Raw genomic sequence first — 20089 nt, 5'->3', positions numbered from 1 at the left:
GCGGCGTTGCCCAAGACTACCCAAATTCCCCAAGCTACCATTGTAATCGAACCAAAGAACACGGCCGAATCTATTTCAGGGAAACCCATTATCGTGATTTAACGTAATGGTTGAATAGCGGCACCCAGAGACGCTCAAAGCGACTGGTATCGAACGGTGGGGCAACTCCAGCAGGGAGATAGAATTTTGCTTTAGTGTCGCTGCCTCGGTCATCGGCATGGTTTCTCTGTGCCATACATACTGCATACCGACCGTTCCCGCATTGGTCTCTTTCTTAATCGAATAATCCATTTATATCCGGTCTAGGAGATCCCATGTATTCCTAACCGCTTTCGCAGGTTGCTCAGTGGATTCAGTGAGGACGACGAGAGCAAGCAAAAAAGATGATTATCGTCCAGAGAACTTTACGAGAGATTTTCGATGCGCATTTATCTCGTCTGAGCAGTGTAACACCGATTCCGTCGGACTGATCTCTCTTGTCCCCAGAGCCTCCGTTCCACTTACCCATAGAATAGCGCCCGACTGCTGAATGCAGACTCTATCTATAGCATTTCGCTGACTCCGATTCGGAATGCAGCGTCAAGCTTTTCTATCCTCTGTATGCAACAAGCCGGTTTTGATAGTTGCTAAGGGCTTCACCAGACATACATCTTCATATATTAAAGACACCTACCCTATAGAACAGTGACCGATATTAAGGCAGTCGTCAGAGTCGAGCACCCAGATATAGTGCTCACAAAGACAGTCACTCACGACCAGAGTTCGAAAGTCGAGTCGGTATTAGAGGCAGGAACTGACCCTACATCGGGGAAGTTCTTCTATCGCATACAGTCATCTGATTTCCGCCAGTTCGAAGACGGATTACGGAATGATCACACCATTGGCGAGTTTGAACGGATTATTGAAACTAGAGACGAGAAAGCGATCTATAGCTTCGAGTATACAGACGAAGCGAAGATCATCTCACCAATTATTTCTGCCGCTAATGGTATAATACTCGATATGAAGAACGACGGAAACAGTTGGGTTCTAACAGTATGGATGCCCGACCGGACGAATCTAGCCCCTCTATGGGACTATGCAGAACAGAACGACATTGATATCGATTTACTGCGCGTGAACGAATACGCTAGTTTAGGGAATACGGACGCAGGATTGACCGATAGTCAACGAGAGGCACTCCTCGTCGCACTCGACACAGGGTATTTCGAAGACCNGGAACGCAACTCTCAGCGAAGTCGCCGCTAATCTGGATATCTCTCAACCTGCAGCCAGTGGTCTCCTTCGGCGTGGGACCAAACGACTCATCGTTTCTTCGCTGATTGATGACAGTGAAAAGCCAAATTGATCAACGGCTACTCGGTGCAGTGGCGACGATATCTCCCGGAGGATACAATGTATCTTCGTTAGCGTCCTAGGGTGAGTGTCGTGACCGAAATGCGCCCTGTTCAGCACACTGCGAAGAACAGCTATCGAAGCTGACAGAATCATTACCGGTCAAATGCATGTTTAGTGAGCGTGTCTTTCATGCTGAAACATGCCTGAAAATAGGATTTCAACAGAGCCGTCTCGAGGAGTGCCTCATGCAGATCGTCGACGGGAATTTGACCTCATCTACGGCGCCACGTCTGGGTGATGCCCCTAATCACGTTAGTGATTAATCAATACGCCTGAAGCGCCACATTTCGAGCAGTCGATCGGAGATCCAGTCGAACCAATCGTCGCTGGAATTAGATCATGCCGACACTCCTCGAGCGGTTCGTTCACCCACACAATGCCGTGGTCATCTGTCTGGTTGATTTTAGCTCTCGTTGAACTCCTCACCCCTCCGGAAGTCGATAAACTTGTCAGAGTGCTCTGGAACGGGGTTCAACTGTCATTTCCGACGAACCGCCGTGCACGACCCCAAATCGAGTCACTGTCATCAGCACCCGCCTCATCCATCTCGGGGTTTGAAGCCTGATCACGACGCTCGAGTACCTCCTGACAGTCACTGAGATGCTCTCGGAGCGTTTCGTTAGTCGCCTCAAGTTCGTTGATACGGTCGTCTTTCTCCTCGAGTGTTGCCTCGAGTTCGTCGACGCGATCGGTCAACAGTCGATTCTTCTCGACCAGATACGCATGATTCTGCGCTGGTTCGTCACGACTGCTGGTGGTCGACGACTCGCTCTCTCTGGAACTTGCTTCACTCGAGTTGTCTCGAGCGTCCGGGTCGTAAAACTCGGAGGTGTTCACAATCGCTCGTTCGATGGTTTTCTCGCCGTACGTTGACCCATCGGCGTAGTGGACCTCGTCCCACTTCTCCCGGAGCAGTCCTGACTGGCGGAAGAGTTGATCTACTCGAGTGTGGTCCCCGCCAGTCCAGAATGCCAGCAGACAGCACAGTGCCATATCGGCTTCTGACTGGCTCTCGTATCCAGCCATGTTCCCGTTCCAGAGTCGCTCAAATTTCGTCCCGTTCGATGCGTTCATTGCCTTCTCGAGCAGTTCCTCGTCGTCGAGGTCAACGTCGGTATTGACTGCTGTGCCCGTCGAAGCCTGCTCGTTAGTCACACCACGGTACCCTGACTCAGATGTTCCATCGCTCTCACTGTCTTGGACATGTTCACGATGAATCGCCTCAAGTGCATCCTGCCGACGAGCAACACGACTAGGCATCTCCTCGAGGGAGTCACCGGTCACGGTGAAAAACCGGGCCGTGTCGTACAGTTCAATGCTTCCACGTCGATTCCGGCCGTCCGGGAGTTCACCCTCAATGAGCACATGGAAGCCAGTTCCCGACGGAGAAATCTCCGTATAGGAATCGAGCCGCTCAATAATGTCCTCCGCTACGTCGTCGATGTCTCCAGTCTCCGGATCTCGGCAGTCATCGAGATCCACACCAACGATGGGATCATCGTCAGTGAACACGAATCCGACGCCATCCGCATCTCTCGAATGGGCGTACTCGAGCGCGGTTTCGACCGACACCCATGTTTCGGGATCCGTCGAAGACGCGAACTCACCACTCCCAGGTGTCACCGGGATCTTGGTCGGCTTCCCGTCTCGAGGTTCTTCTCGCCAGCAGACCCACTGGTCACGCTCACGTAACTGCTTGGGGAGTACCGAAACCGTCTGTTCAGACATCGCCGATCCGCCTCGTACTTCGCGTCCATCTGGTCGCATACCACCCATCAGTGTGCTGATAAACATGCCGTAGGCTGGTAGACTGTCCGTGACCCTGTCCAACGGGTGCAACCCGTTGTATACTAGTTGGTTTTGAGCGCCGATTTGCCCTGAACACCACCACCGTACTGCGGTTTTGCCCTGAACAGGTGCCAATTCCGTGACCTGAACGGGAAATTTGCCCTGAACAAATTCGGCTATATGGCGGATACTGGCAGATACACCAGTTACTAATCAGATTTTGGAATTTAGGTTGTGGGGGCGAGATTTTCAGTGGTCCAAGTGACTGAATTATATTCATTTTTCTGATATTGTCTCTCACTCAAGGTACTCTGATCCATCTCTGGTCAGATCGATACCGGCGTAGACAGTCACGAGATCGCCACCATCTCTGATTCGGGTATCCTCATAGTCGACGACGTTCGAAAGCTTCCGACCGAACCAGCTCGCGTTTGTTCCATCAATATCGTGCTGGTCGGTCCATCTCGAGTAGGCCTGAAACAGTGCTGCCTTTGGAATTTGTGCCCCATCTGCCTCTCTGATATACATCGCTGCGAACGCCTCAATGCCNTCGAGTAGGCCTGAAACAGTGCTGCCTTTGGAATTTGTGCCCCATCTGCCTCTCTGATATACATCGCTGCGAACGCCTCAATGCCGTCGCCGTCTGGGTCAACCTCAACTGGCTCCGATACTGATGAACCTGACTCTACTGATGAGGACAACTCCGTTGCTCGAGAGTGATTCCCTGAAGAGATGCCCGGCCATAGTTCCTCATCGGTTGGCGAATCAGACAAACCGTATGTCTCGCCCTGCTGGAAGAGTACAGGACGCTCATCGTCAGAGAGTATCAGAATTAGGTAGCTCTCCCGTGAATAATCCGAGTCTGGTAGGTCAACAGCAGGTCGGAATGGCCGTTTGATCGGCGTCCATTCATCCTCAAAGTCGTCTCTCGAGTCATAGACATGGGTTTCCCCAGCTTCGTAGACAGTATACTGGCCGGTTTCTTGATCGTAGCTATAGTAGGCTGGCACACTGTCTTTCGAGAGGGTACCCGCATCTGGAACGCGGGCAAACTCTGTTTCACCGTCTGAAAGAACGATATCACCGTCCCCTCGTGTCCAAACAGTTCGGTTCGTCTCAGACGTCTTGGGCCGAACGGCAGTGACGCCACTGTGAGCGGTCGCACCACCACCGAAGGTCATGACCTCGTCGCAATTGTAGAATTGTTCAGTGCCATCGGCTCGTTCTTGCAGCGGTGGCGAGAGGATATTCTCGACTCGAGTCGCCCACTCTGTCTCGGAGTCACCTGGTCGAACGACGAAGATCGGAATTCGATCCGCTTCGTGGGCTCGCTTGAGATTCTGCAAGACCTTCACGGGACGATCCGGCGTCGTTGTCTCAGCCTCGATGTTGAACACGACATCGTGATCTGGATGCGTCGCGATGGCGTCCGGTTGCTCGCTTCCGTCCTGCTCGAGGATTTCAACACTGAATCCACGCTTTGTCAGCGCTGTTTCCGTCTCGAAGAGGACTGCATCGTGTGTAGAGCCACCGGCAGATCTGACAGTGCCCGTTTCGGGTTCGACCACTGTTTCTCCGTCGTCAGTGAGTCGAGCTACGACGTCGTCGTTCTGTAGCGTAACCTCGAGTAATCGGGATTCCTCACGAACGTCAGGCAAGTCTTCGGGGGCAACGTCGATCTCAGGCTCGGTATTCTCGAGACGGGCCGTGAGTTCCTCGTCGACGACGGTGACATCGACCCAGCCGTTTTCCGCCCGCACACTTTCTCTAACCTGGACTGCACGAACGGCTTCTGCCATCGTCTCCTCGAGAATCTGCTTGGGATTCGCTGCTTCGTTCGAATCACTATAGATGAGATCCTGCAGGATTTCAGCGTCCGTCAGCGGATCAGTCCCATATCGCTTGAGACTCTGTTCGATAATTCGATCAACAGCATCAGGGTCCCGAAGGGGCGGATACGGCGGAAACGTCCGGATCAAGACGGGTTCAGAGTAGCGCCCACCCGAGAGGGGGATCCGTGTCCAGACTTTGAACTGGTCGGTCGTGATGAGGTCTTCGGCCGTGTAGTCGCGGAAGCGTTTCATCAACAACTCGGCATCGTCGCTGTCGTTGACCGAGAACGTGAGGAGGTTATCACAGTTGTTCTGCATCGCTTTCAGCGTGTCCTTGTCAAACTGAGAGGGATACTGTGAAGCCAGGGTCACAGAGAGACGCATCGACCGAGCACGGGCGAGCATCGACTCGATATCGAGATTGTCGCTCGCGATATCGTCGAACTCGTCACAGAGAACGAAGTAGGGGTCTGGATCGGTATCGAGTTCGTACGANTCGATATCGAGATTGTCGCTCGCGATATCGTCGAACTCGTCACAGAGAACGAAGTAGGGGTCTGGATCGGTATCGAGTTCGTACGACCGCCGCTGAATCGCACTCCACAGATTTCGCATCACGCCGAGGGTAACCATCTTCTTGATATCCGTATTCTCGACCGGCGTTCGGACGATGACGATCCGATCGTTCTCAATGATATCGCGGAAGTTGATCGTACTCTCGCGATGGGCGATAATCCGGCGAATCACCGAGTTCTCAACCCACGACTTGATCCGTTTCAGAAGTGGTCGAACCGTCTCTTCCTCCATATTCGCGATCTCGAGACAGAATTCTCGGATATAGGGATCCTCGACGTCGAGTGCAAAGTCTTCGCGACGGTCGGCATTCAGCAAGATGAAATACATATCGATGACCGAAAACGGCTGCTCGGATTTCATCATGGCTCGGGCCATCGACTCGGTGATTGCTTCCATGTTGATGCCCCAGTAGTCGGAGGTATCAAAGACCGCTTTCAGGTTCTCGACTCGGTTTTCAATCTCGTTCTCGAGTTCTTCAGTCGTCTCGCAGTCGGGCACCTCGAGGAAATTCATCCCGACCGTGTTCTCGTGGGTGGTCGACCCGGGCTCGATCCAGACCACGTCATCAAGACGGTGTTTGGGGAGCATCCGGAGCAGTTCCCGAGAATCACGGCCCTTCGGATCGAAGTACGTGAATCCGTAGCCCGAATACGCCCACTGCACCATCATATTCAAGAGTTGAGTCGTCTTTCCGTAGCCGGTCGTCCCCGCAATCCAATTGTGCCGGAAGAGCGAGTCAAATCGGAGCGGGGCCTCACGGAAGCCAGTCTGGGGATCTTCCGTGTAGCCGACCCAGAGAGGGGACGGTGCGTCGTACATTCCAGCTTCAAACATTTCGCGAACGAGCGGGCCGGCAACCGTCCCTTCATCAGCCGTTTCCGTGAGGATCGGCTTGCCACCGACACGGGTCGTGTCCTGATCGACGATCTGGTATTGTTCACCAGCGGCTGATTGCTGGTCAGACGACAATGGAGTGCTAGTCGTGGCATCTGTCTGGTCGTCACCAGATGCCTCGTCTCCTGATGTGTGCTCACTACGTTGGCTGCCACTCGAATCATCTCCACCGTCTCCGAAGAACCGATCAAATACCATCGTATCCCTCCCGATTGTGAGTAGAGTCATCAACGGGAACTGCTGCTTCATCGGGGACACCGAATGTCTGCCCACCAGCCGGCGGCTCGTCAGCGTCGTATCGAGATCCATCCGATGGAAGCCGGTCACCACGCTGCGTGTATCGCCAGTCGATCTTCGGCGTCTCAATTTCCGCATTGGGAATATGTGCGACGCCGGCGAGTTCGTCGACGGTCATGATCATACGGCGATCGATCCACTCGCGATCGCGCATTCGAGAGAGGAATTGTCGAAGTCGTTTGGCTCGTTTCCGCTCTTTGCGATGCCAGACCGGAGTATCGTCGAGTCCCTGCTCCGTAACCGCGTTGTAGTACTTCCTGAACATCCCTGCGACGCCGTGGGCTCGAGCCTCGGCTTCAGCCTTCTCTGATGACGCAGCGAGCACGCGGATATTCACGTGGAACGCCTGTTGCCCGCGTTGCTGTTCGATCGTCTTTGCGGCCTGCTTGTCCTTGGCGCTCGCCGGTCGGGTTTGAGGATTCAGCCATCCGACGGATGTTCCTTGGCGAAGTGCGTGAGCGAGTTCGTCGACGCTGTTGTGCTTGAAACGATCGCCGTCAGTCCACGACTGCTTTGCAGGCCGGAAAATAACCTGTGTGACGACTGTACTCTCGTCGAGTGACAGCATCTCGCTTGTTATCTCACCGTAGGGATCCGTCTCGAAGCCTTCGCTGTTGTGATGGCGAATCGGATAGTACGGAATTTTCTCCATCTCGAGCCACGCACCGGCGACGTACTGGTCAGAATCGATGACCGGGAACGCATGGCCTTCCTCGACAGGGAAGATTTCGCTATTCGCGTAGTTGTTCCCGACACGCCGGCGGAACTTGTCTGCGGCCGCCTCGGTAGCAGCGTGCATATAGAACGAAATTGTGCCCTCATCGAACCAGACTTCGAACGAATGGTGATCACTCGTATTCTTCCCGCGGAAGTTCGTCGTCACGTCGTGAACTGATTGCAGGACGCCGGCCCCATCCACGACACCATTGTTCTCCTTGTAGGGGCGGATTCGAAGGAGCAGTCCTGGCGTATCTGCTTGCTGCTGGACGAACGATCCACCCTCTCCAAACTCGAGTTGCGTCGCCTCGTACTGGGGCGACGAACCGAGCAGTTTCGTGAAACGGTTGAGCGTAGTCATGGTCTTAGTTGTCATATTCGGGGTCGGTTGTGCGCTGTTCGGGAGCTGACGCTCCGCCATCGGTCTGGATCGGTGCCTCTTCGGTGTCCGTCTCTGCCTCAAGAGCCTGTTCGACGACTGCATCGAGGATCTCCGTCTTGCTCAAATCTTCCTCAAGGAGTTTGCTCGCCGTCTCAGCAGTGATGTCGAGGCGAGTCGCAAGCGCGTTTTGCTGTGCTTCGGTTTCGACGAACTCTTCGAACGCGAGCAGTTCCGCTGACTCGTCGTTCATCGCCTGTTGGATGAAGGCCTGATCCTCGGGTTCGTAGTCGATAACCCGCTTCTCGAACTCGTCTGCGACCACGTGCAAGGGATAGGTGCCGTGTTCCTCGACGCGAACGAGTGCTTGACTGTAGCCGAGGTCCGCTTTCCCAGCGTCGGCACCTCTGACGTACTGGCGCTGTTCTTTTGTCAGCCCGATTTTGTCCGCCGTCCGGTCGTCCAATTCGGGAAGTTTGTGGAAGACTTTGATCGGACACATCCCGATGATCTTCTCGGCCTGCTCAGTCTCGTAGAACTCTTGGGCTGTCTGGGAGAGCAAGACCATCCGGAGGCCAGCGTGGCGCTGGTGGCGGAACGCCGTCTCGAGGAAGTCGAGATTGGCCTGATCCTCAAAGAGGTAGTGTGCCTCGTCGATTGCGAGTTCGACGTTCCGTTGGGTGTTCTTCGCTTGCTGGTAGATCGTCGACAGCAGCAGTTGCATCAGGAACGTCTGGTGATCGATCCCTGAAGCGCTCCCCTCGATCTGGCCCAGATCGATGTAGACGACCTTGTTGTCTCCCTCGAGAATATCGATCTCTGACTGATGAGAGAGGTTTTCGTAGGAGCCACCCTCGCGGAACGGTTGGAACGCAATCGCGAGTTCATCCGCGTACTGTGCAGCCCGTTCGCGAGCGGATTCGGATGCAGCGATGTTATGCTCGTCCGGGTTCTCAGCGATATCACAGAGGATCCGATGGACATCCTGCATCGTCGGCGAATTCTCCGACGTGTGCGTCGAGACGTCGTCCTCAGCGACTCCTGCCTGTCGATAGGCTTCATCGATCACATACGAGAGGACACCAGTTTCGGCTCCGAGTTCGATATCACGAGCGTTGAGGAAGTTCTCGAGAACGGCGTAGACCTCGTCTTTCTTCGCTGAAAGGGGAGAGACCCCATCGCTGGACTCGAGGACGTGCTGGGGCGTCTGACGGATCTCGAGCGGATTCAATTTCGTATCACCGCCGACAGTGATCGTCTTCGCGTTCAGGGCGTCTGCGATACCGCGGAAGCCGCCGACTGGATCGACGAGGACGAGCATCGTGTCGGTGCGCCGCTTCATCATCCGCAGGTGGCGCATGATCCCACCGAACGTCTTCCCGGCACCGGGCATCCCGACGACAAGTTCACTGTGTCCTGTCTCGAGGTCCCACGGGTCGATTCGAATTGGAGAGCCGTTGTGACCATGATAGCCGTATTCGATCCCGTCGTCCATCATCTGGTAGTTCGATGAGAACGGGAACAGCGCGCCAATAGCCTGATTGGTCAGCGTCGACATCCGATCGCGACCGAGTTCGTTCCGACCGAGCGGTGAGACCGTTGCGAGTCCTCGTTCCTGCCATCGGCTCGCGACTTTCAGCGTACAGTTGGCTGGTGCGTCCTTGATGATCGAGCGCAGTCGTGTTGTCTGGTTCTCGAGTTCTTGCTGACTCTCGGCAGCCAAGCGGATGAACACACCACCCCGATAGAACGACGCTTTGTTCGCTCGGACGAGCGACCGCATGTACTTCGCCTGATCGATATCGTCTTGCAGATCTTCGGCTTTGAGACTGTTCGAATCATGCTGGTTGATCTTCAAGTCCGAAATCCAGTCGGCCATCATGTCCTGGGCCGATTGGCTATCGAACGGATCGAGATGGATGCTGAGATCCGTCTGCAGATCTGTCTCGAGTAAGAGTCGCTCGAGAAGCCCATCGGATGGCTCTTCGGGGAACTGTTCGATCCAGAAGGTGCGAACGAACGTCTCGTCGTTGATCACAGCGTAGGTCGTCTCCCAATCGATCGACGACGGGGCAACCACTGACTGGTGCATCGTCGACGTGTCCGGCAGACGATCCGCATCAGAAACCGACGGTTCGTCAGCAGTGTCTTCTTCATCGAGATCCTCAAGGGAGTACTCCCAGTCTGCAGCTTCGTCACTACTGTCGTCCATCGAATCAAGGACATCCTCTGGATCTGGTGTCGCTGGCACACCATCGCTGATGCCGTGAGAGACGACTGGGAACGTCCCAATCGCGCTCGTCATATCAGCGTAGTCTTGCGATTGGCACGTCCAGTACTCCTTCGTGACTCGAGCGAGGTCATACGCGTCGACGGGGCTGATCGAACACCGATAGAGCGACGATCCACCTCGGCGGAGTTGTGCGAGTCGCGATTCAAGTTTCTCTTCTTTGAGTTGGTCGCGCTTGGACTCACTCAATTCCTCAGACTGAAAGCGACCGAAGAGTCGCCCGAGAACTGGTACATCTGCGAGATAGGCCAGTACACTATCACCGGTTTCATCGAACTGTTCGATGTCGCTGTCGGTCACCGCAGTGATGAGATAGTACTCTCGGATTGTCGTCGTTTCAGAGTCGATATCGCCATTTTCGTTCGTGTTGGAGGAGACGTACTCCTCGATGAGGCGTTTCAGGACTGGGCGCGAGCGAACATTAGCATCGCCAAGTCGATTCTGGTGTTCGCGAACGACGTCGTCTTCGTCGATTTCGCGGCTGGTGATGTAGATCTTCACGGGGAAGTCGACAGTTGAATTGACGAACTCTGAAAGTGACTGCACGGCCTTCGCCCAAGCCTCGTCGTCCTCGAGGGCCATATTCGCTGGCTCAACTTTCATCGCTCCGACGAGTGCGCCATCAGTTCGTTCGATGGCGTGTGGATACACCCGATTGAGACGGGTCAAATAGCGAACTTCGCTGTTGTCCTCGCCACCGTGCGTGTACTCCTTGTTCTTGATCGCCCAGCCGAACCGAGCGACGAGCCATTCGGTGAGCCAGAGGTAATCAGGTTTGACCTTGTGGAGGAGGAAGAGAAGGATCGTGAGCATGATCCCGAAGCCGAGAATCGGGATCGTCAGTGCAGAGGGTACGAACGTTGCTGCGATGACGGTGACGAACGCCACCGTGAGAAACAACATGAGTTCGCCGATCGTGTAGCCCTGGAAGAACGCTGTCGTGCCACCCAGCGATTGGTGGATTTTCCGCGCGTTGTACTCGCTATCTGCTGTATTCGAGCTCATCTGAATCACCACCTCGAGACCTTTTCTTTGGTGTTTCTGAGTCCTTGCTTGGCTTTGGTCGACGTTTTCCGTGTGACCTGTTTCGCGTCGTCTTTGGCTTTATCGCGCATCCGTCCCGACTCCGATTTCCGGAGGGTGTTATACTGGCGTGCATGGGCTTTTGTCGAGTTCGCTGATTGACCCAGCTTATACGCTTTCGAACTGCCGCTCTCGAGTTTCGTCTGGCCGCTTTTGGTCACCGGACCGTATTTTCCGTTTGCGTAGCCCCGGTGGACGTTTCGGGCACCACGCACGGCACTTCCAGAGGCAGCTTTCGCTTTGCTAGCTCCAGCAGCAGCCGATGCCGGATTCGTGGCAGTGACACTCTTCTGTGCAATCGTTCGGACGGCAGGGCTGCTCCAGTAAACGGTCATGATCATGGCAATAACCGCTGCGGGTATCAGCGTCAACCCAATGAATAGCGCGAAAAGCTCATTTTGGCCAAGTGTCTCAATACCACCGACCTCCCACCCAATTCGGAAGAGAAGCGCCGCTGGAACCCCTGCGAGTATGAGCCCTGGGTAAATCCCTGCTACTCGACGAGCCATATTCGCTGCTGGAGTAAAAGGCCAGACTTCAAGCGCCCAGATAACCCCTAGAAGCGGCATAGTGACCGTTAGCACAAAGATTCCGATCCATCGAAGGGAAACAACGAATCCAGCAACAACTAGGAAGAAATTCGAGATAACGACCATCGCGAGGATCACAAACGTCCCTCCAAGAGTCGCTTGAATAAGTCCACCAAGGCCTGCAGACATATCTTCTATTGGAGCGATCGTTGTCCCAATTGCATCGACAAATTGTAACGGGATCGAGACTAACGGGAACCAGACGAACGTCCCCATAAACACGATTCCGAGCCGTCTCATGAGTCGCTTCCGACGATACTCACTTATCGACCCTGCGCGGAGACCGATGAACGAGAACGAGATAATCACCATCATAATCGCCAAGGGCATAATATACGCCAGATAGACATCCTGGTACAAACTTGCCCATGGCTCTCCACTCGGGCTTCCAACAACAATATATTGAGTGTCAGATTCCGGTGCCGGAACACCGACAATGGGCTCCAAGAGCGCTCCATAGATATCGTTTACCAGCCCGAGAATTGCGTCGGTGAACCTCTCAATAACGTTTTCAATCCCATCTTCGACTTGGTCCTGCAGCCATGGCATTTAGTTCTCACCACCAGTAGAATCCGAGTCAGTTGGACTGCCCTTGACAATCGTAAGGTCACAAGACTGGTCATCACCGTACTCGATTTGCTGTGTGTACGACGGATCTGGTCCCACCTGGACGACAGCTGTCACTGTCATCGGTTCAGTTCCTAATTCGCTACAGTCCAACGAACCTCCTGCACCACTCGTCTGGTAGATTTGGCCAAACGAATAGGCAGTCGTCTCTCCGGGCGGCAAGCGTATCTCATGATGATACGAGACTGTGTCGTCTCGACCTAACTTGGCGGCTGGTGCGCCTTCCCACTGAAGTTCTGTGAGTAAGGAGGGGATCGTTCCTTCGTTCTCTATAACAACTGCTGCATATTCATCCCAGACTGGTGAATTCTTGTCCCAGTCCATATCCGGATTTTCTGCCGCCCAGAGTACGTCGGTGATTTTGCACTCCGCATCGAGCGAAATCGTTGTCGAGTCGATCGGATCATCGCTTTTGAGACTCTCGAGGGCAACGAGTTCGTACTCGCCAGTCAGGAGATCGTCTTCATACCTGCCGAGAATCTCGAAGACAACTTTGGTGACACCTTCCTCGAGACGGGCTTGGTCGAATAACTCGCCATTCGGATCGACGAGGTTGATGAATTCGGTTGCACTCTCCCCAGTTACTTCGACCTCGAGATTCTTCCCGTTCATCTCGACGTTCGCGAAGACATCGCTATCTTCAGTGCTGAGTCCGGTTCCATCCGCTGTACTGTTGTTCGACGGATTCGTGGAGGAGTCCGACGTACAGCCAGCAAGTGCGGCGGTACTCAGTCCGATGGTGGCAAGCACTGATCGGCGAGCGATACACCTCTCGTGAGTTGGATTGTTATCTGTCATCGGTATCTGTGAGTCCAAGGAACGTGCCGTCAGTCAGGTAGTCAAACCCATAGACGGCCAGGGCAACTGGCAGGAACCAGAGTAGCGTTACGAGCGCTAACTGGACGAGTTGAGCGAACTTCGGATACTTCGGCGGGATCTTCGCTCGATCCTCTGCAGTAGCGTACATCGTCTCCGTACGCCACCAATCCTCAGCAACGTATGTTCCGTCGACTACGATCGATGGCCGCTCTTCGAGGTGGAGTCGAGCCATGCTACTGGCATTGAGGGGAGCCGACTGGTTGCCGACTTCCACACGCCCAGTCGCCACTGGCTCTCCAGTTGCGTTTTCCGTCACTGTTGCTTCGACGACCGTTCCTGAGGAATCGGCGTCGAGCACGGTCAGATTGAGATTGGTTTCGCGAACGATGCCGTCGTCCGCGAGCGAGACTGTTTGTGACTGGCCGCGAACAATGCCGTGAACGGTGACCGTGTCGAACGAATCGGCTGCAATCGATTCCGACTGCAGCGCCACGGACGATGAGTTCACGTACTGATTGACAGGAGTAACGTCGATTGCCTCAGCAAGGGACGGCCCACCGCGTTCACTCCCCCAGGCGTCTTCGATCTCGAGCGGTGGTTCGACCGTCTCCATTGCGTCGCTCGAGACATCCGGTTCCGCCTGCATGGGGACCGCGTAGAGCTGTGCCGGACGCACTGTGGAATTTGCTCGAGTCGTCTCGGTCTCTGTCCGTGAGACCATCGTGTGCCAGCCGGCGTCGCCGGCGGAATAGAAGCGCCAGCTCCCACGAACTCGTGTATCATCGTCGATCTCAATCGCCGACCAGATGGTACCTGGGTGAACGACAGCGCCCGTCTGCTCGCCATCGGTTTCGAATGCCGTCTGGGTACCAGTGGCCGTATCGAGTCGGTTGACAGTGGTGTTGCGCGAGTCGGTTACTGTGAGTTGTTCGGACGGATGGGTGAGTTCTGTCTCCCACGAGCCATCACAGGAGTCCGTACTTCGATTATACTCGTCGCACGTCCGCCGTTCGTGACGGAGTTGCGCAGCAATATCGACCGCAACTGTCAGCGTTGGGTCGCCTGACAGGCCGCTATACTCGAGGGTTGATCGGTGGCTTGTATTGGAATCGAGTTGCTGACCATTGGCCTGGAGTTCAACCTCTTCGAGTTCCGCCTCCTCGAGGGACCACTCCTCACGTACCGGGCCACTCTCACGATCGTCTGGAACCGCGACTCGATAATCAGCTGTCGCAAGTACCTCTCCCTTCGGTGCGATATATGTGGTCGACTCGGTACCTGACTGGAGGACCGTCGACGGCTGAACAGCGAAGATGCTGGCGTGTGCATCCTTGATGTACCGTCCATCCTCGAGGGCTGCCGACTCCGGATGAACTGACGTTGCTGCATCACCAGCGGCATACTCACCGAAATCGCCGCTATTCCACTGTTCGACATCCTCGATCGGATCGTCGAACAGGTAGTCCGTCGATTGCGAGAGTCGCTGTGTGAATTCCGCAGACGATGACGCGTTCGCAGCGAAATCATCGTTCGAAAGGTTCGCCTGCTCTGTATCTTCCGACCAGAGCAAATAGAACCGCGACTCGTTGACGCCGTGATCAGGTCCACCTGTAGGGACTGCTGTACTCGAATGTGAATCTGCTGCGAGAACTGTGGTACTCGCAAGGCCACCCAAGAGACTACTCGTGCCGATGAGGGCGACCACGACGAGCATCGAACGGGCCGGGGCCATCTGTAAAGGGGTCAGAATGGCTGCACGCAACTCGAGAACTCGAATCCCATCTGACTTCCAATGTTGTCGATGAGCTCGGGCGAGATGAGCGCAAGGACGATAATCCCGAATCCAACACCCGACATCACGAGTCGCTCTTTGGCGGTGTTCTTTTTCTCGGGATTACCACCCGCACGCATATACGAGATCCCCGCTCGGCAGACGTAGAAGCCTGTTGCAGGGAGACCAAGCCCGGCAATTGCTCCAAAGACGATGGTGATCCCTGTTTCGACGCCAGTCCCACAGTAGACATCACCGACATCCGACTGGGCAGTTGCTGAGCCAGTCATGATGACGAGGAGCGCTATCCACATAGCGATCGGGAGTATCTTCGGCGACACTCGGGCGGACAGGGCTCGGAACTGACCCGAGAACGTAGATTGCTCATCAGGGTGTTTGGCGGACTGTTCGACGGAATCGGGATCGGGACCATTACTCATATGTGGCAATATCTGGGTGGAGTGCGTCAGGCTGTGGCTGGTAGTCCTCGTCGTTGGACAGCGATGCAATCAGGCCCTCGGGATCGTACGTTCTACCACGACTCACATCGGCAACCAGTACGTCCCAGGGAGGGGTGCTCTTGCAACCGGTCAATCGTGTAGTCAGTACGTCTCGAGCGAATCTGGAGACACTGGTGCTGCGACTACACCTGAGGAACACCACGTTGGCAGATCTGACCGGAATTCGTGTGCGGGCAGTCTTATACAACATTATTTCGTGGCTTGATGTCAGCACCGAAAACTAATTATCGGCAATATATAATAGTTACTATCGTACTATTAAGATAGTAATTTATGGTTTGGGACATTCATCTATAAATATCGACTGTTAGATTTGAGTCAGTAGTCTCGCCAATACAGCGGACACTGTGGAAGGGAGATGTGTCCTCGACGATTGATGTAATCTACTCGTTCAGTTCTGTAACGGTGATCTCCTCTCTTGCATCGGGTTCGACCACCTGCCGTTCAATGTCTAGTGTGTCCGCTATGGTGTCTTCTAAATTCTGTACAAAATCCTCAAAAGCTATCTTCGAGCAACGAGTTGACTTTCGGAACCTGGAACTACAGGTCGCAGGACTTGGCCGTCTTCCAGTTGTTCGCTTCGGCACACTCGGCGGCGTCAAGAAGTTCGGCGACTTCTTCGTTGAGGGCGTCGTAGAAATGGGTCGAGAGATTGTGGGCCGACAATGCATCCGTCACAGTTGCCTTGACAATCAGGTCAGATATTCCATCGCGGAGTTCCCATTTCCAGTAATGAGATATCTCGCTCGTGAGCTTGATTAATCAGCGCTAACGAGTACTATGTACGCAGATGGGCCATGTCTACTACCACCATCCCGGTGACAAGCAATTCTCTCTTGACTTCGTACATCCGGACCTTGGTGAAATCGTCTCGCAGATCGTCGATTACGATGACGATGTCGCAGTGAAGGTCCAGACATACGATCTCGACGAAGAATTCTATGTCATCTATACGTCTCGCGTCGGCGGTGGGCCTGTTCGTGAGATCGATTTCAATCTGAATGAATCACTCGCGAAGATGAGCAAGGACAACACCACCATCGTCGTTCGGCTGCTTGAGATCTACCGGGCCCTCATCGCTCAGAACGAGGAGGAAGAAGGCGTTCCTGTCGAGGCATACAAGAAGATCGACGTCGACGCGCTGCCGGACGTACTTGATCGGACGTCGTGGGAGGGCTCAGCAACAGCCGTTGCAGGCCGACTCGCCTCGAACCTGATTCTGAAACACGCACTTCCGAATGCCAACCACCGGACGGCTGTCGCACTGATCCAGTTCTACCTCCGGCGTCTGAATCCGAACTTTTCCATGCCGGAAACATCTATAGAAGTCGATCCAGAGACGTACGACTGGCGGGAGTGGGTTAATGAGTATATCAACGAATCGAAGCGGCTGTTAACCGTTCGACGGAAGAACGTCCTCTTCAAGCACCTGTACCGATTCGGCGCGAGAACACTTGAGCGGAAACACACGGTCGAAATCGACTTGACCGCATACGAGCTGGATATGTACCCAAGTGAGGCGAAGATCGTCTATGCGGAGCAGCACGAAGACCTCTGGATCGAGTTCGTCGAGGAGGCCGTCGAACGCGCAGGGTATCCAGATCTGAAGGAAACTCCAGGGCTATCGAAAGCAGAGTTCGCTGAAAAGATTCGGAACCTCGACTAAGGAGTATCGTTAGTCTTGGAGTGTGGCGACTGTTCGGCCCGTTTCTTCGGCCTCTTGGCTGCGCGACATATTGTACGCCGCGAGCGCTTCGTCANTCGTTAGTCTTGGAGTGTGGCGACTGTTCGGCCCGTTTCTTCGGCCTCTTGGCTGCGCGACATATTGTACGCCGCGAGCGCTTCGTCAATCGCCTCATCAAGACTCATTGGTCAACCTAATCTTAGGTCTTCTATCGTATAAACGCTTGCATGGCTCCAGGCGGGTATCAAACAGGCTCAGTTCACCTCGATCAGGGCTGGTTGCACAGATGTTCTTCCCTACTCTAAAGGATTCGTTTCTGTCGAACAATTTGTCCCCAAACAAATTCCAACCATGTTCGAAGACGCGGTTCAAGGGGATATCTGGATTTGCGGTAAGACTACTCGACAACGCTGGCTTCCGGACGCTGTTCTTGACCAATCAGTGCGATTAGGTCCGCTTTCGAGAGTGGATCAATATCAACACGGACTCCTTGTGCAATATAGAAGATCCCTGCGGTCACCTCTCGACCAGAGAACCACTCATTCAGCACGTGATAGTACACACTAAGTTGCTTCCGATACTCATCCTCGGCGTGCCACCCGAAGTCAGTTTTAAAGTCGATGATCTCGACGGTCTCGGGACGAATATGAACGAGGTCGACGATTCCTGAGATGGTGACCTGCTCTCCATCGACAGTAAGTGGCAGATACGCATCTTCCTCAACTCGCAGCTCACCATCGAGCGAGTCGATGAACGACTTGATGTGACGTTCGTCGTCATTCGAGGGCTCGACGTCTCCTTCCAGTACGTACTGCTCAGCGAACTCGTGGGTCTGCGTTCCGAACGCTGTCCCTCTCCCGTCATCGACATCCTCGAACACATCGTCACGCATCAGCGTATGCGGCGAGTGACCGACTGGACCATCCGGCGTCGGCACAGCAATCTGCAAGTGTGCCTGTGTCGTCTCGACGATATCGTCTTCCTGAACGTTGGGTTCTAGTTCCTCGAGGTCGACGTCATTCCATCTAAGCCCCTCGCGGTCGGCGTCGTTGCGATTGCGAAGGAGTTCGGCACCGCGGAGTCCGAGCTCAGCGAGTAGGATAACGATCGTTCGGTCCCGATAGGCTCGCTCGAGTGGGACCTCGATCGTCTCATCGCGTGCCATTTCGACGCGCTCGTTCGCGTAGGCAATGAATCAGTCGCGTTGCTTTGGCTCCCAGAACTGCGTCTCACCGGTCGACTTGTCTTCAGGCAGGAACTCTCGGCGCGTTCCGTCTGTGCGGGATCCGTATTCAGCAACTCGTCACGGACACAGAACGAGAGGAATGCGCGGACATAGGGAAGTACGTGTTCGCCGTCGAGCCAACGATCTCTCATCGATGTGTTTCTCTCTCAACTCGAGGCCGTACTCCCGGTTTCAGATGAACCCGTGTGGGGTCGAAGCACAACGATCAGGACCTCAAACTCTGGCACATTACAGTTTCGGATGAACCCGAACGCTTGCAAACGTAGAGTATCATCACTGCGGGCTGATCTCGAGTGCGTCGACGGCACCGGTGGGCCCGACGTCGTGGTCGACGAGGCGATCGGGCCTCGAGGAACGCCAAACGAGTATAATTTTACAGGGACAAGGGACGATTCTTGCTCACTCGGAATGGGGACGGCGTTGATATAGGCAAAGGCGAACATATTCACTGTCGCGTTGCCCACAGGCGCGACACGAAATCAGCACCCAACCCACCCCAACCATGTCCCGTATCCGCCCGGCGGCCATCCCCTTGTGCCCATCCGGGCGGCCTTTTGAGGTCTTCTTGAGGTAGACAGATACCGAGCGACAGCTATCCGAACTCGAGGAGAGTAATACGATGGCGCGAGCGAACGGCGGCGAGGACTCGATAGGATTGCTCGAGGACGTCGGGCTCTTGGACGACAGACTGATCGCCGCTCACTTCCGCGTCGCCGACGAAGCGGATATCCAGCGAACCGCCGAAGCGGGCGCCGCTGTTGCGTACTGTCCGTCGGTCTTCTGTTACTGGAACCCAGACAGGGAGACACAGTGGACGCCCGTTCCCAACATTCGAGCGGCGGGCGCCCCTGTTAGGTTGGGTATCGATGATCACTATTGGCACGACTCGTACAGCATGTTTGGAGAAGCGCGGCAAGCGCGTATCGCGGCGAATCTCGAGCGGTCGGCCGGGCAATTCGATTCGATGGAACTGCTACGAATGCTCACTATCGAGGGGGCACGTGCTCTGGGGTTCGACGACGAGATCGGAAGTATCGAAGGAGGAAAGCGTGCGGATATTCTCCTCCTCGACATCGATAAACCGAAGTTCACGCCGTTGACCAATGTCCCCGCACACATCGTGAACAACGCGGTCCCAGCCGATGTCGAGACGGTCATCGTCGACGGCGACATCATCCTGCGGGACAGCGTGCCCGAGACGATGGATTCGGACGACGTGCGACGGCGAGCGAGTCAGGCTGTCGAACGCTTCGCGGATGAGACGGGCTGGGAGCTGCACGTTGGCGGTGGTGAACCGCCGAGTAGCATCGAGACCGTACGGGATCTCCCGAAGCGCGGCCCCGCTCGACTCCTGACCCGCCTCGCGATTCAATCGGCTCGAGACCGATTCCCCTTCTAACCAGTTACGTACAGGAATCAGTCGCTGGTTCAGCAGACCTGCACGCGACCCTCCGCGTCGACGACGACGTCGTGGCCGCGGTACGTGAAGCGGACCTCGAGGTTCGACGCGGTCGGCGCGTCGATCAGCGTCTCGAGCGCGGCCGGATCGACGGCCGCCGCCAGCGGCGGGTCCAGAG

Annotated in this window: 11 protein-coding genes and 4 pseudogenes; 3 read left to right on the top strand and 12 right to left on the bottom strand. The window is 55.0% G+C overall.

The features are described 5' to 3' along the window. Window positions 1-89: pseudogene (locus tag C489_RS22650) on the bottom strand (EamA family transporter); the annotation flags it as partial. A gap of 595 nt (window positions 90-684) precedes the next feature. On the opposite strand from C489_RS22650, the pseudogene C489_RS23085 reads away from it, so the two are divergent. Further along, window positions 685-1348 (top strand): annotated as a pseudogene (locus C489_RS23085) (helix-turn-helix domain-containing protein). Window positions 1349-1869: 521 nt separating this feature from the next. Here C489_RS23085 and C489_RS13170 read toward each other — a convergent pair. The 9 genes from C489_RS13170 to C489_RS13130 all read right to left on the bottom strand — a co-directional run bounded on the left by C489_RS13170 (window position 1870) and on the right by C489_RS13130 (window position 16287). Continuing rightward, entirely contained in the window at window positions 1870-3126 is a 1257-nt protein-coding gene (locus tag C489_RS13170) for a phage NrS-1 polymerase family protein (RefSeq protein ID WP_049890855.1), read from the bottom strand. Between the two features lie 410 nt (window positions 3127-3536). Beyond that, window positions 3537-6686, bottom strand: a complete 3150-nt coding sequence (locus C489_RS13165; protein ID WP_449289385.1) for a type IV secretory system conjugative DNA transfer family protein — start codon at window positions 6684-6686, stop codon at window positions 3537-3539. After that, complete coding sequence (locus tag C489_RS13160; protein WP_006431785.1) at window positions 6676-7863, bottom strand: hypothetical protein; 1188 nt, start codon at window positions 7861-7863, stop codon at window positions 6676-6678. Before C489_RS13160 ends, C489_RS13165 begins: the two co-directional genes overlap by 11 nt. Window positions 7864-7867: 4 nt before the next feature. Further along, window positions 7868-11176 carry a VirB4 family type IV secretion system protein gene (locus tag C489_RS13155; protein ID WP_006431784.1) on the bottom strand — a complete coding sequence of 1103 codons (3309 nt, stop codon included), beginning with the start codon at window positions 11174-11176 and terminating at the stop codon, window positions 7868-7870. Between the two features lie 5 nt (window positions 11177-11181). Continuing rightward, on the bottom strand, window positions 11182-12393 hold the full coding sequence (locus C489_RS13150) for a hypothetical protein (protein WP_006431783.1): 1212 nt from the start codon (window positions 12391-12393) through the stop codon (window positions 11182-11184). Next, window positions 12394-13269: a hypothetical protein gene (locus C489_RS13145; protein ID WP_239642061.1), complete on the bottom strand. Its 876-nt coding sequence runs from the start codon at window positions 13267-13269 to the stop codon at window positions 12394-12396. Continuing rightward, entirely contained in the window at window positions 13259-15004 is a 1746-nt protein-coding gene (locus tag C489_RS13140) for a hypothetical protein (RefSeq protein WP_239642060.1), read from the bottom strand. The genes C489_RS13145 and C489_RS13140 overlap by 11 nt, the downstream gene beginning before the upstream one ends. Before the next feature lie 29 nt (window positions 15005-15033). Further along, a complete protein-coding gene (locus C489_RS13135) occupies window positions 15034-15375 on the bottom strand; it encodes a pilin (protein ID WP_006431780.1) in 342 nt (113 codons plus the stop codon). Window positions 15376-16122: 747 nt separating this feature from the next. Continuing rightward, window positions 16123-16287 (bottom strand): hypothetical protein, encoded by a 165-nt coding sequence (locus C489_RS13130; protein ID WP_049890852.1) that lies wholly within the window; start codon window positions 16285-16287, stop codon window positions 16123-16125. An 85-nt stretch (window positions 16288-16372) separates the two neighbouring features. Here C489_RS13130 and C489_RS13125 point away from each other — a divergent pair, with 85 nt between their 5' ends. After that, window positions 16373-17248 carry a hypothetical protein gene (locus C489_RS13125; protein ID WP_006431778.1) on the top strand — a complete coding sequence of 292 codons (876 nt, stop codon included), beginning with the start codon at window positions 16373-16375 and terminating at the stop codon, window positions 17246-17248. Between the two features lie 415 nt (window positions 17249-17663). Here the strand turns inward: C489_RS13125 and C489_RS13120 are convergent. Further along, window positions 17664-18281: pseudogene (locus tag C489_RS13120) on the bottom strand (PD-(D/E)XK nuclease family protein); the annotation flags it as partial. An 823-nt stretch (window positions 18282-19104) separates the two neighbouring features. On the opposite strand from C489_RS13120, the pseudogene C489_RS13115 reads away from it, so the two are divergent. Beyond that, window positions 19105-19911, top strand: a pseudogene (locus tag C489_RS13115) (amidohydrolase family protein); the annotation flags it as partial. A gap of 29 nt (window positions 19912-19940) precedes the next feature. Here the strand turns inward: C489_RS13115 and C489_RS23080 are convergent. Continuing rightward, window positions 19941-20075 carry a HalOD1 output domain-containing protein gene (locus C489_RS23080; protein ID WP_394296302.1) on the bottom strand — a complete coding sequence of 45 codons (135 nt, stop codon included), beginning with the start codon at window positions 20073-20075 and terminating at the stop codon, window positions 19941-19943. Between the last annotated feature and the right edge of the window lie 14 nt (window positions 20076-20089).

Source organism: Natrinema versiforme JCM 10478, assembly GCF_000337195.1.
Taxonomy (GTDB): Archaea; Halobacteriota; Halobacteria; order Halobacteriales; family Natrialbaceae; genus Natrinema; species Natrinema versiforme.
Note: the sequence above shows the minus strand (reverse complement) of the source record. Positions and strands in the feature narration are given on the sequence as shown.